This is a genomic window from Rodentibacter heidelbergensis (assembly GCF_002000125.1).
GTDB lineage: Bacteria > Pseudomonadota > Gammaproteobacteria > Enterobacterales > Pasteurellaceae > Rodentibacter > Rodentibacter heidelbergensis.
The window spans coordinates 112,049-131,680 of record NZ_MLHH01000014.1 but is presented as its reverse complement, the minus strand read 5'-3'; the positions used below and the strand labels follow the sequence as shown (position 1 = coordinate 131,680).

The following is a 19,632-nucleotide window of genomic DNA, read 5'->3' as shown; positions in this document are numbered from 1 at the left end:
ATCAGAAGTACCACCACAGACGTGATAGCGATCACAGTTTTCATTGCTTTCCCTTTCAATCGGGCTACAATAGCCGCCCGAATTTAAGTAAATGAAACGAAGAGAATGGTATGACCCCTTTTGCCCTTGGACAGCGTTGGTTAAGCGGAAGTGAAAATAATTTAGGATTAGGCACGGTGACTGCCTTTGATAGCCGCACGGTCACCTTACATTTCCCCGCTTCTGACGAAACACGCATTTATGCGATCGCCCAAGCCCCTCTAACTCGTATCCAATTTAACAAAGGCGAAGCACTAAAGCACAAAGAGGGTTGGCAAGGTAAGGTTGTGGATATTCAAACCATGAATGGCTTAAATTTTTATTTGGTGGAAAACCCGCAAGGCAGCCAAATTATCGTGCAAGAAAACGATATTTCACCGCTGATTTCTTTCAGTTCGGCAAAAGATCGGCTCTTTTCTGCACAGTTAGATCGTAGTCATCATTTTGCGTTACGTTATCGCACCCTAAAACATCAACAGGCTCAATTTCAATCACCACTACGAGGATTACGCGGTATTCGGGCAGGGCTCATTCCTCACCAATTGCACATTGCGGCTGAAGTGGGAAACCGGGTAAATCCTCGAGTATTACTTGCCGATGAAGTGGGATTAGGCAAAACCATTGAGGCCGGGATGATTTTACAAAATCAACTGTTTGCCGAAAAAGTGCAACGTGTATTAGTGATTGTGCCTGAAAGTTTACAACACCAATGGCTGGTTGAAATGCTCCGCCGATTTAATTTGCATTTTTCACTGTTTGATGAAGAACGCTGTGCTGATTTCGCCGACACGGAAGAAAATCCTTTTATCTCGGAATCGCTGATTATTTGTGCCTTAGATTGGTTAGTCAACTCGCCAAAACGAGCGCAACAAGCCCTTGAAGCGGGGTTTGACTGCCTGATTGTGGACGAAGCCCATCATTTAGTTTGGTCGGAAACCGCACCAAGCTGTGCGTATTTATGCGTTGAACAACTTGCCAATAAAATTCCATCGGTTTTGTTACTCACCGCCACCCCGGAGCAACTTGGGCAAGAAAGCCACTTCGCCCGCTTGCGGTTACTCGATCCCGAACGCTTTTTTGATTATGCCGCCTTTCAAAAAGAGCAACAGCACTATCAACCGGTTGCCGATGCCGTGCAATCGTTATTAATGGATAAGCCTTTAAATGAGGCAGAAAAAAACCATATTGCGACCCTATTAAAAGAGCAACATCTCGATCCCCTGTTCGAATCCTTAGCTTCCTCAAATACGGAAATCCAACAAAAGGCACGTCAAACATTAGTGGAAAACTTAATTGATCGCCATGGCACAAGCCGTGTGTTATTCCGCAATACACGCCAAGGGGTGAAAGGCTTTCCACAACGTATTTATCACCCGATTAGGCTAACAGCTGAAAATGGAACTCAAACGGAAGAGGCGAAAACCCAATGGCTATTAGATTTTTTAAAAACACAACGTGATAAAAAAATCTTTGTCATTTGCCAACGTGCGCAAACCGCCATTTACCTTGAACAATATTTACGGGAAAAAGAAGGGATTCGTGCCGCAGTTTTCCACGAAAATATGTCGATTATTGAGCGTGATCGAGCTGCTGCTTATTTTGCCGATGGGGAAAATGGCGCACAGGTTTTGCTCAGTTCCAGTATCGGCTCGGAAGGACGTAATTTCCAATTTTCAGATACCTTAGTCTTATTTGATTTGCCACAAAACCCTGATTTACTTGAACAATGTATCGGGCGCTTAGACCGTATCGGACAATTACAGGATGTGCAAATTTATGTTCCTTATGTGGAAAAATCTGCCGATGAAGTATTGGCCCGCTGGTATCACGAGGGATTAAATGCCTTTGAGCAAACCGCGCCAATGGGGATGACATTATTTGAACAATTCACTGAAGCACTACAAAAAGTGCGGTCAAATTTAACCGCACTTTCAGACCTCGACAACCTGATTGCTGACACGAAACAAGCACGGGAAACGCTTAAAATCGCCTTAGAACAAGGGCGTGATCGCCTTTTAGAACTCAACTCCAACGGTGGAGAACAGGCAAAACATCTAGCCAATGCCATCGCAGCGCAAGATAATGAGGCAGAATTAGTCAATTTTGCCCTCAATTTGTTTGATATTATTGGACTCGAGCAAGAGGATCTCGGTGAAAACAGCCTTGTACTCACCCCAACAGGTACGATGCTTATTCCCGATTTCCCGGGCTTAAAAGAAGAAGGGGTAACGGTCACCTTTGATCGCCCTCTCGCCCTTGCCCGTGAAGAATTGGAATTTCTTACTTGGGATCACCCGATGATCCGTCAGGGTATCGACCTCATTGCCTCCGGTGATCTTGGCAAAGCGGCGATGGCACTATTGATAAACAAGCAATTACCTGCCGGAACATTATTGTTAGAATTAATTTATATAGTGGAAACACAATCACCGAAAGGATTACAGCTTAATCGTTTCCTACCGCCTACCCCTATTCGCTTACTGCTCGACAATAAGGGGAATAATCTTGCGGAACAGGTCGCTTTCGACACCTTACACAGCAAATTAAAGCCTCTTGGTCGAGATATCGCCAATAAAATGGTCAAAATGGCACGACCAACTTTAGAACAATTATTTGCCCTTGGTGAAAAACAGATCCGACCTCTTGCCCAAGCCTCTATTAACCAAGCACAGACATTGGCAGAGCAAAGCTTGAGTGCGGAAATTAATCGATTACAAGCCCTACAAAAGGTGAATAAAAATATTCGCCAAAGTGAAATTGAGATTTTAACAGCACAGCGTAATCAATCTTTAGAAGCGTTGGCAAAAGCAACATGGCGATTAGATAGCCTTCGGGTTATCGTTACTAATAAGGAATAATAATGGCACTGATTGAATATCATCCCCCACTGGAACCCTATTTAGACATTATTTATCAAGATAACTACATTTGCGTGGTCAATAAACCGAGCGGGTTGCTTTCCGTACCCGGCAACCAAGTGCAATATTACGACAGTGCAATGAGCCGGGTGAAAGAAAAATTCGGCTTTTGCGAACCGGCACATCGTCTTGATATGGCAACCAGCGGCCTTATTTTATTTGCCTTGAGCAAAGCAGCTGACAAAGAGCTTAAACGCCAATTTCGTGAACGTGAACCGAAAAAACATTATCAAGCCTTAGTGTGGGGGCATCTCGCACAAGACAGTGGCGAGGTAGATTTACCCATGATTTGCGATTGGGAAAACCGCCCACGCCAACGTTTAGATTTTGTCTTTGGCAAAAGAGCGGTCACAAAATTTGACGTTTTAGCGCGTTTACCCAATAACAGCACAAGGGTAAAACTCACCCCCATTACCGGCCGTTCCCACCAACTCCGCTTACATATGCTGGCATTAGGCCACCCGATTTTAGGGGATAAATTCTACGCACATCCACAAGCCAAAAGCATGTCGCCACGTCTTTGCTTACACGCAGAAAGCTTAAGCATCACCCACCCCATCACGGGAGAGGCGATGACGTTTTACGCAAAGGTGGATTTTTAAAGGCAAAGTGCGGTAAAAATTTCTCATGTTTTTCTAGGGCTTTCAAGATTTTGGTGCATTGCGTATACCAATAAAGCGTGATAACGTTGACAGCATCTTCTATCTTTATTTAAGGAAAACATAATGCACTTTGAAACCCAATGTTTACACGCAGGCTACACGCCAAAATCAGGTGAACCTCGCGTTCAACCAATCGTACAAAGCACCACTTACACTTATGATAGTGCAGAGGAAATTGGTGATTTATTTGATTTAAAAAAATCAGGTTATTTTTATTCACGTCTTTCTAACCCCACCACTAATGCGGCAGAAGAAAAATTAACGGCACTTGAAGGAGGCATCGGAGCGTTATGTACCTCATCCGGTCAAGCGGCAACTTTTTACGCCTTAATGAATATTTTAGAAGCCGGTGATCACTTTATTTCTTCTACTTCAATTTACGGCGGAACTTATAATCTTTTCGCCCATACTTTCCGCAAAATGGGGATCAGCGTAACTTTTGTCGACCAAACCCAACCGCTTGAAGAACTTGAAAAAGCCATTCAACCCAATACGAAAGCCGTATTCGGTGAAACCATCGCCAACCCTGAATTACGCCTATTGGATTTCAATAAATTTTCCAAACTCGCCCAAAAAGCACAGGTGCCATTTATTGTAGATAATACTTTTGCCACCCCTTATTTCTGCCGTCCTTTTGAATTCGGCGCAAATGTTGTGATCCATAGCACCACAAAATATCTTGATGGTCACGCCGTTGCACTTGGCGGCGTAGTGATTGACGGTGGCAATTTCGATTGGCACAACGGTAAATTCCCGGCATTCACCTTGCCTGATACCAGCTATCACGGCTTAATTTATACTGAAACTTTTGGTAAAGCCGCCTATATTGTCAAAGCACGCGTGCAATTGATGCGCGATCTTGGTGCAACACCTGCACCACAAAACAGCTTTTTACTAAATTTAGGACTGGAAACCCTTCCTTTGCGAATGCAAGCTCACTATAACAATGCACTCGCTGTTGCCAAATTCCTAGAAAATCAACCGCTTGTAAACAGTGTCAACTATCCGGCATTAGAAAGCTCACCGGACTACGCCCTCAAGCAAAAATACCTCCCGAATGGTTTATGTGGCGTGATCTCTTTTGAGCTGAAAGGAGGGCGTGAAAGGGCGGCGCAATGGTTAAATGCATTAAAATTAATTTCTCGCGAAGTCCATGTTGCCGATATTAGAACCTGTGCATTACACCCGGCAACCTCAACGCATCGTCAAATGACTGAAGAAGAATTAGCGAAAATTAATATTTCCGCCGGGCTCATTCGCATTTCTGTCGGAATTGAAAATATACAGGATATTTTGACCGATATTGAACAAGCCTTTAATGCGATGAAATAAATTTCAATAAAATATGGACAAAGTGCGGTGAAAATTCACCGCACTTTTATTATAGGCAGACGTAGTCTGGCTATAATAAAAAAAGCAAGGTGTTAACCTTGCTTTATGAATTTGGTGGAGATAATCGGGATCGAACCGACGACCTCTTGAATGCCATTCAAGCGCTCTCCCAACTGAGCTATATCCCCAAAAGATGGCGATATCTTAAATTTTACCGCCGTTCCTGTCAATATGAAATTATCCTGAAAAAATCAGGCGATTAAATATTAAGCATTTTGGGACTGAATAAAATCAATGGCCCGTTGAATACGGGAAAGTACCCGTTCACGGCCAATTCCCACTAAGGTCACATCCATTGAGGGAGATTGCCCGGCGCCAGTCACTGCTACGCGTAACGGCATACCGACTTTTCCCATCCCTACTTCAAGTTCTGCAGCGGTTTGCTCAATGGCTTCATGGGTGGAATGCAAATCCCAAGTTGAAAGTGCGGTCAATTTTTCTTTTACTTTTTCAAGGGCTTCCAACGCATTGCCTTTGAAATGTTTTTTTACTGCTGCTTCATCAAAGGTTTCAAATTCCTCAAAAAAGTAACGGCTTGAGCTTGCCATTTCTTTTAAGGTTTTACAACGCTCGGCAAGCATTGTCACAATTTCACTTAATGCGGGGCCGTTTGAGGTATCAATACCCTGCTCTTGATAATGCCATTCCAAGTGTTTTGCCACATATTCCGGCGGTAACTCACGAATATAATGATGGTTTAACCACAACAGTTTATCGGTATTAAAGGCACTAGCTGATTTGCTTACCTGATCTAATTCAAAATACTTAATCATTTCTTCACGGCTAAAGATCTCTTGATCGCCATGTCCCCAGCCTAAACGCACGAGATAATTGACCAAGGCTTCCGGCAAATACCCTTCATCACGATATTGCATCACACTCACTGCACCATGACGTTTAGAGAGTTTTTGTCCATCATCCCCATTGATCATAGAAACATGGGCATACACCGGAACCGGTGCACCAAGAGATTTGAGAATATTAATTTGACGTGGAGTATTATTAATATGATCCTCACCACGAACAACGTGAGTAATCCCCATATCCCAGTCATCCACCACCACACAGAAGTTATACGTCGGTGAACCATCGGTTCTGCGAATAATTAAATCATCCAATTCACTATTGCTGATTTCAATACGCCCACGCACCGCATCATCAAAAACGACTGAGCCTTCCGTTGGATTTTTAAAGCGTACTACATGAGGTTCATTTGGCGAATGACTATGATCATTTAAGCAATGACGATCGTAACGTGGCTTTTCTTTATTCTTCTCTTGTTTATGACGTAATTCTTCCAAACGTTCCTTCGTGCAATAGCAACGATAAGCCAAACCTTGCTCAAGCATTTCATCAATCACTTGGTTATAACGATCGAAACGTTTAGTTTGATAATAAGGCCCATGCTCCCAAGCCAAATTAAGCCATTCCATTCCCTCTAAAATTGCCACTGTCGCTTCCGGTGTTGAGCGTTCTAAATCCGTATCTTCAATGCGTAGTACAAATTCACCGTTATTGTGTTTGGCAAATAACCAAGAATAGAGCGCTGTACGAGCCCCTCCTACATGCAAATAGCCCGTTGGACTTGGTGCAAATCGTGTACGAACTTTGACATTGGGGTCAAAAGGAAAAAGCGTTTCAATTTTCATTTTACTATCACCTACAAATTTGAGATAAAACCTTGCTATTTTAGCTATGCTTTCAGATGAATAATAGCAAAAACTTAAAATTAAGATGAAAAATTTAACAAACAAACACAAAACGGCAAAATCTGTTTGACAAAATTTTTACCACTCTATAATTTACCTCTTTATTTAGAGAGGATTTTAAATTTGTAGAGAGCCTCTTGTTCTCATTACCTCTCATGATGTTAAACAATAAATTTAATCATTATTTAATTCCTAGGCGAATCCATGGTTCATCATAATATTCAATCCATTTTTATTAGTCTTATTGTTAATTTTTTTCTTTTTACTTCTTTGTTTTTTGCTATTCGATACCTGATGGTTCACAAATTTATTCCAAAAGAACTGAGAGAAAATCGCCAATACACATCTTCATTTAAACGCCTTTATCTTTTCGGACTACGTTTTGACTTAAAAATTATTGCTATTATTCTTTCCCCTTTTCTACTCTTCGGCATCTCAACCCTTTTTATCCATCATTCTTTAATGATATATAGCTTATTAACCTATATTACAATTATTTCTTTCTTAGCATTGGCTATCTTAATAGGGAATATTTATTATTATCAAACCTATAATAATCATTATGATATTTTTATTTTTGGACTTATTGAGGACGATACAAAAGCCATTATTAAGAACATTTATGATGATTATCCTGTTGTTTATTTCATCATTATTACCACTCTTATTTCATTACTCTTTTGGGGAATTAATTTCTCAATATTAAATTATGGTTATCATTTGGGTTGGAAACCTTATCTCACTTATATCGTTTTACCCCTGATCATATCAATGCTCTTCTTATTAGCCCGTGGTACTTTGCGTTCAGAACCCTTGGGTCGAAATCATGCTCGAGTGAGCAATCATACACTAATCAATAAAATGGTACCGAATGGTATTATTGCCATGCAATGGGCGTTTACCGATAAAAAACAGCAAATTCGTTTTATTCATGTGGAGAAAGAAGAAGGAAACAAGCTTATAAAATCGGTTTTCAATGCAGAAAGCTTAATAAAAAAGACCGATAAAAATGATTATTTAGCCCAAAATAAACCCCATGTTGTTTTTTCATTAATGGAGAGTTTTGGATTTAACTTGCTGGCATATGATGATCCTCATCGCAATGACCTATTAGGTAAATTACGCCCTTATTTTCACCAAGAATTTTTATTTAAACGCTTTCTTGCAGAATATGTGGGAACCGCATCAACCGTATCCAACCTCTTTTTTAATAGCCCTATAGAAAATATCTCACAATCTATCGCCCAAAAAACAGCTTTACCTTTCAGCACATATCTCACTTATAAAAAACAGGGTTATCGAACTATTTTTATTACATCCGGTAATATGATGTGGCGTAATTTAGGTAATTATTTTCTCAAACAAGGGGTAGATGAAGTTTATGATCAAAACAGTCTTATTGATGCCTTTCCCGAGGCAAAGATCAGCCAATCCTATTGGGGTGTAGCGGATGAATATGCCTTTAAATTCGCAGAAAAACAACTCATTGAAAGTGATTCCCCAGTTTTTATCAGCATTTTATCCATGACCAATCATCCGCCTTACCAAATACCTCAAACTTATCATCCTAAAAATTTATCCCCTTCTCTATTAAGAGGAAAATACGGGAATAATGATAAAGAGCGTTATAACACCTTAGCGACCTATCAATATGCCTGTAATGCATTAGGCGAATTTTTTGATAGGCTCACTCAAGGCCCTTTACAAGATCGCATTATTCTTGCAGCCACAGGCGATCATCATGTCCGCTCATTAAGAGAAGAGATGCCAAAAGAACTCTTTTTATCCAATTCAGTTCCTTTTTTAATCTATTTACCTGAAACCTTAAAAAAACATTTCCCCATTTATTTTGATGAAAATAGAATCGGCTCTCATAAAGATATTATGCCCACACTTTTTTCAGTCAGCTTATCTGAAGCAGAATATTGGACGGTTGGCGGGAGAAATATGTTTTCGTTACAAGATGAAGAAGAGTACGCCTTTGCCGTCACACCTTGGGCGTGGGCTGACCGCTCGGGCGTGATTGATTTAACAAGAGAAAACCCTATCAAGTATCTATGGCAAAATGACTACTGTATTGATATCAAAAATGTATTAGCAACCACACCTGAAGAAAAGCAAAAAATAAAAGATTATCAGCAATTATTACGTTGGCAGATTAATTATCTTGTTCAATGTGGAGAAAACGCTCAATCCTAGGCGCTCATTGAGCAAACTTTTCCTCAAGGCAGGATAATCTCAATTTGATTAAACCCTCTTAGCAAGATTAAAAAAACACCAATTAGGCATACTTTTGAAAAAAAAGTTTGACGAAAATCCCAAAATCTCTATAATTCCCACCCACAACAGAGGGCGATTAGCTCAGTTGGGAGAGCACCTCCCTTACAAGGAGGGGGTCACTGGTTCGAGACCGGTATCGCCCACCACTTATTTTAAGTACTCTGTTGTCACCCAAAATTCTAAGCGATTCTAAGTGGGCGATTAGCTCAGTTGGGAGAGCACCTCCCTTACAAGGAGGGGGTCACTGGTTCGAGACCGGTATCGCCCACCACTTAGTCATTTAGAATTATCCGATAACCTATTTGGTTTTTTCATCGGGCGATTAGCTCAGTTGGGAGAGCACCTCCCTTACAAGGAGGGGGTCACTGGTTCGAGACCGGTATCGCCCACCAAATTTCCTCTCATTATCCCAGTGTTTACATATTTCCAATTTGTTCTTAGTTTATATGTGAAAGCAGTTAAACGCCTTTCACGCTCAACCGCATTTCCTCAATCAACTTTTCTTTTATACGCCTAAACGCTGACGAACAATTTCAAACAAACATACCCCTGTCGCCACAGAAACATTCAACGAAGAAACAGATCCCGCCATAGGAATACTCACTAATTGATCGCAATGTTCACGGGTTAAACGACGCATACCTTCCCCCTCAGCCCCCATCACAAGCGCCAACGCACCGGTCAATTTGCTTTGGTAAAGGGTTTCTGTCGCTTCGCCGGCAGTGCCCACCACCCAAATATTGTGATTTTGTTGTAAATCACGAAGAGTACGGGAAAGATTGGTAACACGAATAAGCGGTACGGTTTCCGCCGCACCACAGGCCACTTTGCGAGCCACTGAGGTGAGTTGTGCTGATTTATCTTTTGGTACAATCACTGCACTGACCCCCGCCGCATCAGCAGTACGCAAACAAGCGCCGAGATTATGGGGATCAGTGACGCCATCAAGCACTAATAAAAGCGGATTTTGTTTTTTGGCAAGTATTGCATCAAGATCATGTTCATTAAGCTCTTTTGCTGCTTGTATGCGTGCAATAACCCCTTGATGCACTTCACCATTTGCTTTTTTATCCAGCGTTTGGCGATTAACAAACTGCACGCCAATCCCCATTGCATGAAGCGAGTTCAACAAAGGCTGTAAACGTTTATCCTCACGCCCTTTTAATACAAACACTTCAATTAAACGCTCCGGTGTATGAGCCAAAATGCTATTGACGGCATGAATACCATAAATCTGTTCTGACATAATTTTTCTCTATTTTTGATTTTAGGATGAATACTGCACCCTATTATTTTCGTTTTGTCTTTTTTGAAAAAACGTTTGTATTTTTAACCGCACTTTTACGCTTTTTCTTGGCCTTTTGCGGTAATTCTTTAAAGGCTTTCTTGGCCCGCTCTTTCGCTGTTTTTCCCGCTCTGCGGGGTTTACGTTCGCTCCCCACCAGAGAAAAATCAATCATTTTCTGTTGCAAATGGACAGCTTCGACACGAACACACACTTTATCACCCAAACGATATTGCATTCCGCTATTTTCACCAATTAAACGTTGTTTTGTTCCATCAAATTGGTAGTAATCGTTTTCTAGCGTTGAAATATGCACTAAACCATCAATGAACAGCTCATCTAAACGTACAAACAGTCCAAAACCGGTGACAGAAGAGATGACCCCGTTAAATTCACTGCCAACGTGATCTTGCATATATTCGGATTTTAACCAATCCGCCACTTCACGAGTGGCTTCATCTGCACGGCGTTCAGTCATCGAGCAATGATCACCAAGCTGATCCATTTCCTCAAAAGAATAATGGTAGCCACCGGTATCGGTCGTTTTACGCTTTGCGCCCTGCTCTTTAGCAAGTAAATATTTAATACTTCGATGAAGCGTTAAATCAGGATAACGGCGAATAGGTGAGGTAAAATGGGCATATTCTTCCAATGCCAAACCAAAATGTCCGATATTGTCTGCATTGTACACTGCTTGGCTTAAGGAACGGAGCAACATTGTTTGAATTAATTCGTGATCCGATCGGTGTTTCACTTTTTCTAACAGTGCAGCGTAATCTTTCGTAGTCGGTTTCATTCCCCCTTCCAAGGTTAAGTCGAACTCACTGAGAAAAGCACGAAATGAGGTCAGCTTTTCTTCACTTGGTGTGGCGTGAATACGATACAGGGCCGGTTCTTTATGTTTTTCCATAAAATTTGCCGCCGCAATATTGGCTAAAATCATACATTCTTCAATGATTTTATGGGCATCGTTGCGAATTACCGGCTCAATACGTTCAATACGCCCCATGGCATTAAAGATAAATTTGCTTTCAATGGTTTCAAAATCAATCGCCCCACGTTGATGACGGGCAGAAACCAATGCCTGATAAAGATGATGAAGCGCTTCCAAATGTGGCACAAGCGAATGATAACGCTCACGAAGTTCCTTATCCCCCTCCAATATTTTTGCCACTTTGGTGTAGGTTAAACGGGCATGGGAATTCATCACTGCTTCATAAAAACGATAATTCGTCAGCTTCCCTTTCGCCGAAATTTGCATTTCGCAGACCATACATAGGCGATCTACTTGCGGGTTAAGGGAACACAATCCGTTCGACAACACCTCCGGCAACATCGGTACCACTCGGTTTGGAAAATAAACCGAATTTCCTCGGTTATAGGCTTCGTTATCCAGTGCTGATCGCAAACGCACATAATAGCTCACATCGGCGATAGCCACCCAAAGTTTCCAACCTTTGCCTTGTTTTTCACAGTACACCGCATCATCAAAATCTCGGGCATCTTCACCATCAATGGTCACAAGGGGTAAATCACGCAAATCCACCCGACCTTTTTTCGCCTCTGCCGGTACTTCTTCCGTGAATTTTTTAACATATTTTTCCACGGCAGCCGGGAATTGATGAGGAATATCGTGATTGCGCAACGCTATTTCGACTTCCATCCCTTTTGCCATATTCTCACCCAAAATTTCGGTGATAACCCCTATTGGCTGGCTGAATGCTGCGGAGCGTTGTTGCAATTCCACCACAACCACTTGCCCCATACGGGCACCATTACGGTGTTCATTTGGCACAAGAATATCACGCCCGATACGGCTATCATCAGGCACCACATAACCAAAACCGTTTTCTAAGAAAAACCGCCCGACAATCTGTTTCTTACGACTTTCCAACACTCGCACAATACGGACTTCATGGCGACCACGGTGATCTAAATTGCCCGGCTGGGCTAACACAAAATCACCGTGCATCACGCGTTGCATCTGGTGATTAGGAATAAATAAATCCTCTTTTTTCCCCTCAACCTGTAAGAAGCCAAAGCCTTCTCGATGGCCTATCACTAAGCCCTTAACCAGATCAAGTTTTTCCGGCAAGGCATAGCGTTTACGTTTCGTAAACACAAGCTGTCCGTCATTTTCCATTGCTCGCAAACGACGTCGAATCGCTTCTATTTTTTCCTCATCACGAATAGAAAGTGCGGTCAAAATTTCTTCCCGATTCATTGGGGCATTATTTTCACGAATGACATTTAAAATAAGCTCCCGACTTGGGATAGGATTACCATATTTTGCTAATTCTTGTTGATAGTGAGGATCTTGGTATTTTCGTTTTTTTATCATTATTTTTTACAGTTTTAAAAAGTGGGGAGAGTTTGACACTGTAAAGGGGATAATGCAAGGAAATAGGAACATTCGGTGGAAAATAGAAAGAAGAAGCGGATTTTTAATCCGCTTCTTTGTTTGATTAACCTTTTTTACGACGTTTTAAGGTATCCAATAATACAGCGATGACAATAATTGCCCCTTTTACAATTTGTTGCCAATATGGGTCAACCCCAAGCATATTTAACCCTTTATTCGTTGTACCAATAATTAAAGCACCAATCACACACATTGGAATAGTACCGAAACCGCCACTTAAAGAAACACCGCCAATTACCGCTGCGGCAATGGCATCAAGCTCCCAAGCTAATCCATAGGAAGGATTACCCGCATAAGTCCGAGAAGCAAGCAACGCTCCCGCCAAACCGGATAATGCACCGCCAAGAATATAAACCCAGATTAATGTGCGATTGGTGTTAATACCACAGATTTTCGCTGCATTTAAGTTTCCCCCAACCGCATAGACATGACGACCGAATGTAGAACGGCTAAGCAAAATATGGCTGGCAATAACAATTAAAATATATAACAACACCAATCCTGGCAGGCCAAAAATATTCACATCGGCAATCCAAGTGAAGGCTTCTGAAGAAGCATCAATCGGGCGTCCGTCAGAATAAAGTTGGGCTGCACCACGGGCAATAATCATCATTCCCAATGTGGCAATAAAAGGGGGAATACCACCGATAGCAGTCAATCCACCGTTAATTAGCCCCAGTCCTGCACCAATTAAAATAGATAAAGCAAAAGCAAGTAATGCGGAAGAAACTGCATCGCCACCTGTCACCACGGAAGCAGAAACTACTGCAGTTAATGCCACCACCGAGCCGGATGATAAATCAATACCGGTTGTAATAATGATAAATGTTACCCCAATGGCAATAATGCCAAACATGGAGACTTGTTCAATAATACTCCATACGGTTCTTGCTGAGAAAAAACCATCGATTGAAACAGATAATCCCAAAAAGAGAAGAATTAAAATTAAGACCATACCATAAGCATTGATCATTTTCTTCAATGTTACGTTTTCCATAGTAAACCTCTTATTTTTGTCATTAAAAGCTGATCGTGATGAATTCAAGAACTAACCTGAAGCCAATTCAAGCACCCGTTCTTGCGTGAGTTCTTTATGAGGAATAATGCCCACTTGGCGTCCCTCATGCATCACCATAACGCGATCGCTCATTGATAAAAGTTCCAGCATATCCGAAGTAATCATAATGATGGTTTTCCCTTGTTTAGAGAGTTCAACCATCAATTTATACAATTCCGCTTTCGCCCCCACATCAATTCCCTTTGTCGGTTCATCAAGAATAAGGATGTCAGGTTCTAACAGTAACCATCGGGCAAGTAACACTTTTTGCTGATTTCCACCGGAAAGATTATTGGTGATCACATCAACATTTGGCGCTTTGATTTTTAGCTTTAGTTTTTGTTCATTTGCCGTTTTTTGGGCTCTATCCGCTGAAACGAGAAGGTTTTCCAGATAAGGAGACATCTCCGGCATAATCATATTGTCGGTAATGCTTAAATTTAAAAATAATCCAGTCAGTTTTCTATCTTCTGTCACAAAACCAATTTTATATTTCATCGCATCAAGCGGATTATGAATATTCGCTTTTTCACCTTTAATATAAATTTCACCGTAATCTGCCGGTTTATAGCCGAATAATCCTTCGACAATCTCTGAACGCCCAGCGCCAACTAATCCGGCAATACCAAAAATTTCCCCTTTGCGTACAGAAAAATTAATATCTTGATAATGTCCCGCACGGGTGAAATTTTTTATTTCAAGCGCAATTTCATCTGAAAGTTCAAAGCGTTCACGTTGGAACATTTCGGACATATCACGCCCAACCATCATAGAAATGAGTTGTTCTTTACTGACTTCATGAGCCGGTTTGGTGTCTACATATTGACCGTCACGAATAACGGTAATTTCATCAGAAACACGGAAAACTTCGTCTAATTTGTGGGAAATAAAAATAATGGCTATCCCTCTTGCTTTCACGGTTTCAATAATTCGATAAAGTTGTTCAACTTCATTTTCCGTTAATGCCGTGGTGGGTTCGTCCATAATGATGACCTTGGCATCGTTAGATACCGCTGTGGCAATCGCCACCAATTGTGCTTTTGCAACGGAGACATCAGACATTTTAACCGTCACATCCATAGGTACACCCAACTCTTTTAAAATCTCAGCCGCCTGTTTATTCATGGTTTTTTGATCAAGAAAAAACTTACCTTGGGTGATCTCTCGTCCTAAGTAAAAATTATCTGCTATCGTTAAATTAGCGGCGGGTGAAATTTCCTGTGGTACCATCGTTAAACCACTGCGGATCGCATCAATAGGACGGCTTGGTTTGAAAGGTTTGTCGTCTAAAATTAATTCGCCTCCCTCATCGGGAATGTAGATGCCATACAAGACTTTCATTAAAGTCGATTTTCCTGCACCATTTTCTCCCATTAAGGCGTGAACGCTTCCCCGCCTAACACGAAGATTAATGCCATCAAGGGCTTTCACCCCGGGGAACGTTTTTGAAACGTTTCTCATTTCTAAAATATAGGGAGAGTTTAAACTATTAGCCATTTTCAACTCCTTTAAATCAGTTAAAAATAAAGATTAAAAATCATTGTTATTGTTGTCATCAAAGTGCGGTCGATTTACTCCTTATATTTTGGAATTCTTTCACCTAAAGAAGTCGGATACTTATCAGAAAAGCGATAGATTGAAACACCGACAATGATAGATTTTGCGAGAATAAGCGGAGTGAACAAATAACAAGAACCAAAACTTCTCTTTTTCAACATAGTTTATTCCTCCGCTGGAGAATAGTTAGTGAGTAAGCGGAAAGGACAAGTCGCCCTTTCCGTAAGAGGTGATTAAACCTCTATTTTTTATATTTCGCTTGATATTCCTCTTTCTTATCCGGTGTAACAAGTTCAAAAGGCACCCATTTTACTGATGGCACTTTTTCACCTTTTGCGGCCAAATAGGCCATTTCTGCCCCCGTCATACCTTGACCGGCTGCAGATTGGAACACCGTGGCATCTAACCCTTTACCGAGATAATCCAAGGCATCCGGTGTGGCATCTAAACCGACGATAATTAAATCTTCATCTTTAAGCCCTAATTTTCTTCCGGCTAATACTGCCCCTATTGCCATTTCATCGTTATTGCTCACAACAACATTCAGGTTTTTATTTGCAGCAAGTAGGTTTTCAGCAATTTCTAACCCTTTTGCTCTATCCCATTTACCTTCTTGCTCAGCAAAGATTTTGATATTTTTATTTTGAGCGAAAATCTCTTTGTTGCCTTGTGTGCGTTTAATTTGCGCATCCTGGCCTAAGGGCCCCATTAAAATAGCCGCCTCGGCAGATTTCCCATCTAACGCATTGACAATGAAGTTTGCTTGGATGCGCCCTCCTTCAATTTCGTCAGAACCGACATAGCTTGTGACATACTGCATATCTTCATCTAATGGCTTACGATTAATCACAATGAGAGGAATACCTGCTCGTTTGGCTTTTTTGCCAATCACTTTAACGATATTGGGATCGGTAGGAACAACAAGTAACGCATCAACTTTCTGATCAATAAAGGTTTCCGCATCATTTAATAAACGAGCCGGGTCGCCATTGGCATCAGCAAGTTTAATCTCTACATCCTCATGGGTTTTATCAAATTCACGAATTGCATCTTGAAGGTAGGTTTGCCATTTATCAGAAAAAGCAACCATTGGTGCGCCAATGACAATATTTTTTGCCACTGTCGCTTGGGAGGTTAATAAAGCGCCACCAAATAATAATGCCAATAGTGTTTTTTTCATGGGATTACTCCTTTTTTTAGTTAATGAATAACAAAAAGAATAGAAATATCGCTACTCCACGGGAAATATTTTAAGAAATATAAATTTCATAAAATATTAAAAATAAAACAAATGATTTATTAAAGTTATATATATCATCTAGGCTATCCACTCTGCAATGAGTAAATTGCAAAAGTGTGAAGTAGATCTTGTTTTGGTGTAAAAATTTTTAATTAAAAATAGTGAAATATTTAATTCGTTTTATAAAATGATAGGCGCTTTATTACGCCTATTTTCTGAAAGGAAGAAATTTTGATTATTTAATTTCTTCTACGTTAACCCAGCGTTTTTGTTCACAGGATAATGCGATAGCATCTAAGATTCTTGATACTTTATATCCCTCTTCAAAATCGGGATAAAGTGCGGTCGAATTTTTAGCAATTCCGTTGATCAGATCTCTTATTTCCACTGTTTTTTGATCATTAAAACCAATTCCATGGCCGGCACTGACACAAAAATGTTTATAATCAGGATGAAGCGGCCCGGTTAAAATGGTTTTAAAGCCTTGTCTGGCCGGGTCTTCATCGTGCAAATACAGTTTCAATTCAGCCATTCTTTCCTGTGTATAGACAATCGCCCCTTTCGTGCCGGTAATCACATAACTGAGGCCCATTTTACGTCCGCAAGCAATACGCGATGTTTCAATTGTTCCCATACATCCATTGCTAAATCGAACTAATGCAGAAGCTTGATCTTCATTTTCAACTACCAAACGCTCTTGTCGGTTGTTGGGGTTTGGTCGGGTTTGAATGACCGTTTGCATATCACCTATAACAGAACAAATCTCTTGTCCTAACAAATACTGAGCCATTTGCACAATGTGAGCAGCAAGATCACCTAATGCCCCCAAACCGGCTTTTTCTTTTATACAATGCCAATCTAATGGTGTATTTTCATTGGCAAGGTAATCTTCATTGTGTGTACCATAGAAATGGATCACCTCACCAATTTCCCCTTTTGCAATAATTTCTCTCGCTAATTGGGTGGTTGGATTTTTGATATAGTTAAACCCGACTAAGGTTTTTACACCGGCTTTTTTCGCCGCTTGATACATTAACTTTGCTTCGGTAGCCGTCAATGCAAGGGGCTTTTCAGAGTAAACATGTTTCCCCTTTGCAATGGCAGCCAATGCAATTTCTTTATGCAGAAAATTGGGCGTACAAATATCAACCACATCAATATCTGGATCGTCTACAATATCACGCCAGTTTCCAGTAGAACGCTGAAAACCAAATTCTTTTGCTCGTTGTTCCGCAAGCTCCGGGGTAACTTCCGCTAAATAATCCAACACCAATTCTGCTTCCAGTGGGAAAACTGTGGCAACTTGTGAATAGGCAATCGCATGACAACGTCCAATATAGCCCGTACCAATTAACCCAACTCTTATCTGTTTCATAATCCGCTCCTTTGTTATAGGGCATAAAAATAAGAGAGATAGCTTTATTGCGCTATCTCTCTGAACGTTATAACGTTGGCATACTAAATGCGGCGTTTTCAATCACATATTTATTCGGCCAACGAGTGGTGACTGTTTTCATTTTCGTGTAGAAACGCACACCGTCAGGTCCATAAATATTTAATGTTGTGTAGGCAGAATGTTTCCAACCACCGAAGCAATGAAAAGACATCGGAACAGGAATCGGTACATTCACCCCCACCATCCCCGCTTGAACGTGATAAGAAAATTCACGAGCCGCCCCGCCATCGGAAGTGAAAATTGCCGTACCATTACCATAAGGATGTTCGTTGATTAATTTCATCGCTTCTTCAAAGCTTTTCGCCCGAACAATGCCAAGCACAGGACCAAAAATCTCTTCTTTGTAAATCACCATATCGGAGGTCACATTGTCAAATAACGTTCCGCCAATAAAGAAGCCGTTTTCATGTCCTGCCGGTTTTTTACCACGCCCGTCCACAAGCAAATCCGCCCCCTCTTCGACACCTTTTGTGATGTAATTGGTTACATTATTAAGATGTTGTTGGCTAATAAGTGGCCCAAAATCCATTTCTTTTTCCCCATCTTTAGGTAGACCCGGACCATAACGAAGTGCCTCAACTTTCGGTTTTAATGTGGCAATTAATTTATCTGCGGTTGCATTATCAATTGTTACAGCCAAAGAAATCGCCATACAACGCTCACCTGCCGCACCAAATGCCGCACCTAATAATGCATTAGCCGTTGATTCGATATCCGCATCCGGCATAATCAACGCATGGTTTTTTGCTGCACCAAAAGCCTGAACCCGTTTACCAAATTCAGCACCCATTTTATAAACATGGGCAGCGGCAGGCGTCGATCCAACAAAGCTGACCGCATGTACTCTTGGATCCCGTAATAAAATTTCATTATCTTGGCGATCACCATGAACAACATTGAAAACCCCATCCGGTAAACCCGCTTCTTTTAATAATTCGGCTAATTTAATGGAAAGTGAAGGATCGGCTTTTGCCGGTTTTAAAATGAAGGTATTGCCACAGGTAATCGCAACCGGGAACATCCACATAGGAACCATGGCAGGAAAATTAAATGGCGTAATACCGACTGCCACCCCCAATGGTTGAAGAGAGGAATGAATATCAATTCCCCGTCCGGCTTGCTCGGAAAATTCGCCTTTCAGTAAATGTGGTATACCACATGCAAATTCCACCACTTCTAAACCACGGGTAAGCTCTCCACAAGCATCGGAATAAACCTTACCATGCTCTTCAACAATAATTTTCGCTAAAGTATCCCAATCTCGCTGTAATAACTCTTTAAATTTAAACATAATACGGGCACGACGTAAGGGTGAGGTGGCAGACCATTCCACAAAAGCACGCTGTGCGACATCAATGGCTTCATACACATCTTCTGCTGTACTCATGATAACTTGACGGATTTGTTCACCTGTTGCCGGATTATAAATAGGGTGTGCTTCAGTTCCTCTGCTTGGAACTTGTTTACCATTAATAAAATTATAGACCGTTTCCATTTTGAGCTCCTTATGTAGTATCAAGATAAGATTGACATGGTGATTAGCATTAACGAACATAGCTTATGAAATTAATATATCTTTTTCAATCATTCTTACCTAAAAATGAAATATTTGTTT

Annotated in this window: 12 protein-coding genes and 4 tRNA genes; 7 read left to right on the top strand and 9 right to left on the bottom strand. The window is 41.0% G+C overall.

The window, feature by feature from the left end; translation table 11 throughout:
* The first annotated feature begins 110 nt into the window (after nucleotides 1-110).
* The 3 genes from rapA to BKK48_RS07285 all read left to right on the top strand — a co-directional run bounded on the left by rapA (nucleotide 111) and on the right by BKK48_RS07285 (nucleotide 4,951).
* Complete coding sequence (gene rapA, locus BKK48_RS07295) at nucleotides 111-2,897, top strand: RNA polymerase-associated protein RapA (RefSeq protein ID WP_077427470.1); 2,787 nt, start codon at nucleotides 111-113, stop codon at nucleotides 2,895-2,897.
* Nucleotides 2,898-2,899: 2 nt separating this feature from the next.
* The gene (gene rluA / locus BKK48_RS07290; RefSeq protein ID WP_077427469.1) at nucleotides 2,900-3,559 is read left to right on the top strand and encodes a bifunctional tRNA pseudouridine(32) synthase/23S rRNA pseudouridine(746) synthase RluA; all 660 of its coding nucleotides are present in this window, start codon (nucleotides 2,900-2,902) and stop codon (nucleotides 3,557-3,559) included.
* A 123-nt stretch (nucleotides 3,560-3,682) separates the two neighbouring features.
* Complete coding sequence (locus BKK48_RS07285; protein WP_077427468.1) at nucleotides 3,683-4,951, top strand: O-acetylhomoserine aminocarboxypropyltransferase/cysteine synthase family protein; 1,269 nt, start codon at nucleotides 3,683-3,685, stop codon at nucleotides 4,949-4,951.
* A gap of 112 nt (nucleotides 4,952-5,063) precedes the next feature.
* Here BKK48_RS07285 and BKK48_RS07280 read toward each other — a convergent pair.
* Nucleotides 5,064-5,139 (bottom strand) — tRNA-Ala (locus BKK48_RS07280).
* 78 nt (nucleotides 5,140-5,217) lie between these two features.
* Complete coding sequence (gene gltX, locus BKK48_RS07275) at nucleotides 5,218-6,660, bottom strand: glutamate--tRNA ligase (protein WP_077427467.1); 1,443 nt, start codon at nucleotides 6,658-6,660, stop codon at nucleotides 5,218-5,220.
* A 354-nt stretch (nucleotides 6,661-7,014) separates the two neighbouring features.
* Here gltX and BKK48_RS07270 point away from each other — a divergent pair, with 354 nt between their 5' ends.
* From BKK48_RS07270 to BKK48_RS07255, 4 genes are all read left to right on the top strand, one after another.
* Nucleotides 7,015-8,919: an LTA synthase family protein gene (locus BKK48_RS07270; RefSeq protein ID WP_244154883.1), complete on the top strand. Its 1,905-nt coding sequence runs from the start codon at nucleotides 7,015-7,017 to the stop codon at nucleotides 8,917-8,919.
* 151 nt (nucleotides 8,920-9,070) lie between these two features.
* Nucleotides 9,071-9,146 (top strand) — tRNA-Val (locus tag BKK48_RS07265).
* A gap of 49 nt (nucleotides 9,147-9,195) precedes the next feature.
* Nucleotides 9,196-9,271, top strand: a tRNA-Val gene (locus BKK48_RS07260).
* A gap of 45 nt (nucleotides 9,272-9,316) precedes the next feature.
* Nucleotides 9,317-9,392: transfer RNA gene (locus tag BKK48_RS07255), tRNA-Val, on the top strand.
* A gap of 113 nt (nucleotides 9,393-9,505) precedes the next feature.
* Here the strand turns inward: BKK48_RS07255 and rlmB are convergent.
* The 7 genes from rlmB to BKK48_RS07220 form a co-directional block, all read right to left on the bottom strand.
* On the bottom strand, nucleotides 9,506-10,246 hold the full coding sequence (gene rlmB, locus BKK48_RS07250; RefSeq protein WP_077427466.1) for a 23S rRNA (guanosine(2251)-2'-O)-methyltransferase RlmB: 741 nt from the start codon (nucleotides 10,244-10,246) through the stop codon (nucleotides 9,506-9,508).
* A gap of 43 nt (nucleotides 10,247-10,289) precedes the next feature.
* Complete coding sequence (rnr, locus tag BKK48_RS07245) at nucleotides 10,290-12,626, bottom strand: ribonuclease R (RefSeq protein ID WP_077427465.1); 2,337 nt, start codon at nucleotides 12,624-12,626, stop codon at nucleotides 10,290-10,292.
* Nucleotides 12,627-12,750: 124 nt separating this feature from the next.
* Nucleotides 12,751-13,704 carry an ABC transporter permease gene (locus tag BKK48_RS07240; protein WP_077427464.1) on the bottom strand — a complete coding sequence of 318 codons (954 nt, stop codon included), beginning with the start codon at nucleotides 13,702-13,704 and terminating at the stop codon, nucleotides 12,751-12,753.
* Between the two features lie 51 nt (nucleotides 13,705-13,755).
* Nucleotides 13,756-15,261, bottom strand: coding sequence for a sugar ABC transporter ATP-binding protein (locus BKK48_RS07235; RefSeq protein ID WP_077427463.1), 1,506 nt, complete (start codon nucleotides 15,259-15,261; stop codon nucleotides 13,756-13,758).
* A gap of 301 nt (nucleotides 15,262-15,562) precedes the next feature.
* Nucleotides 15,563-16,501 (bottom strand): substrate-binding domain-containing protein, encoded by a 939-nt coding sequence (locus BKK48_RS07230; protein ID WP_077427462.1) that lies wholly within the window; start codon nucleotides 16,499-16,501, stop codon nucleotides 15,563-15,565.
* 295 nt (nucleotides 16,502-16,796) lie between these two features.
* A complete protein-coding gene (locus tag BKK48_RS07225) occupies nucleotides 16,797-17,936 on the bottom strand; it encodes a Gfo/Idh/MocA family protein (protein ID WP_077427461.1) in 1,140 nt (379 codons plus the stop codon).
* A gap of 67 nt (nucleotides 17,937-18,003) precedes the next feature.
* A complete protein-coding gene (locus tag BKK48_RS07220; protein WP_077427460.1) occupies nucleotides 18,004-19,512 on the bottom strand; it encodes a CoA-acylating methylmalonate-semialdehyde dehydrogenase in 1,509 nt (502 codons plus the stop codon).
* Nucleotides 19,513-19,632: the final 120 nt, after the last annotated feature.

What these genes read in the sequence shown, in the direction of transcription:
- rluA (WP_077427469.1), top strand. Translation starts at nt 2,900, where the DNA reads ATGGCACTGATTGAATATCATCCCCCACTGGAACCCTATTTAGACATT.
- gltX (WP_077427467.1), bottom strand. Translation starts at nt 6,660, where the DNA reads ATGAAAATTGAAACGCTTTTTCCTTTTGACCCCAATGTCAAAGTTCGT.
- rlmB (WP_077427466.1), bottom strand. Translation starts at nt 10,246, where the DNA reads ATGTCAGAACAGATTTATGGTATTCATGCCGTCAATAGCATTTTGGCT.
- BKK48_RS07235 (WP_077427463.1), bottom strand. Translation starts at nt 15,261, where the DNA reads ATGGCTAATAGTTTAAACTCTCCCTATATTTTAGAAATGAGAAACGTT.
- rapA (WP_077427470.1), top strand. Translation starts at nt 111, where the DNA reads ATGACCCCTTTTGCCCTTGGACAGCGTTGGTTAAGCGGAAGTGAAAAT.
- rnr (WP_077427465.1), bottom strand. Translation starts at nt 12,626, where the DNA reads ATGATAAAAAAACGAAAATACCAAGATCCTCACTATCAACAAGAATTA.
- BKK48_RS07285 (WP_077427468.1), top strand. Translation starts at nt 3,683, where the DNA reads ATGCACTTTGAAACCCAATGTTTACACGCAGGCTACACGCCAAAATCA.
- BKK48_RS07225 (WP_077427461.1), bottom strand. Translation starts at nt 17,936, where the DNA reads ATGAAACAGATAAGAGTTGGGTTAATTGGTACGGGCTATATTGGACGT.
- BKK48_RS07220 (WP_077427460.1), bottom strand. Translation starts at nt 19,512, where the DNA reads ATGGAAACGGTCTATAATTTTATTAATGGTAAACAAGTTCCAAGCAGA.
- BKK48_RS07270 (WP_244154883.1), top strand. Translation starts at nt 7,015, where the DNA reads ATGGTTCACAAATTTATTCCAAAAGAACTGAGAGAAAATCGCCAATAC.
- BKK48_RS07240 (WP_077427464.1), bottom strand. Translation starts at nt 13,704, where the DNA reads ATGGAAAACGTAACATTGAAGAAAATGATCAATGCTTATGGTATGGTC.
- BKK48_RS07230 (WP_077427462.1), bottom strand. Translation starts at nt 16,501, where the DNA reads ATGAAAAAAACACTATTGGCATTATTATTTGGTGGCGCTTTATTAACC.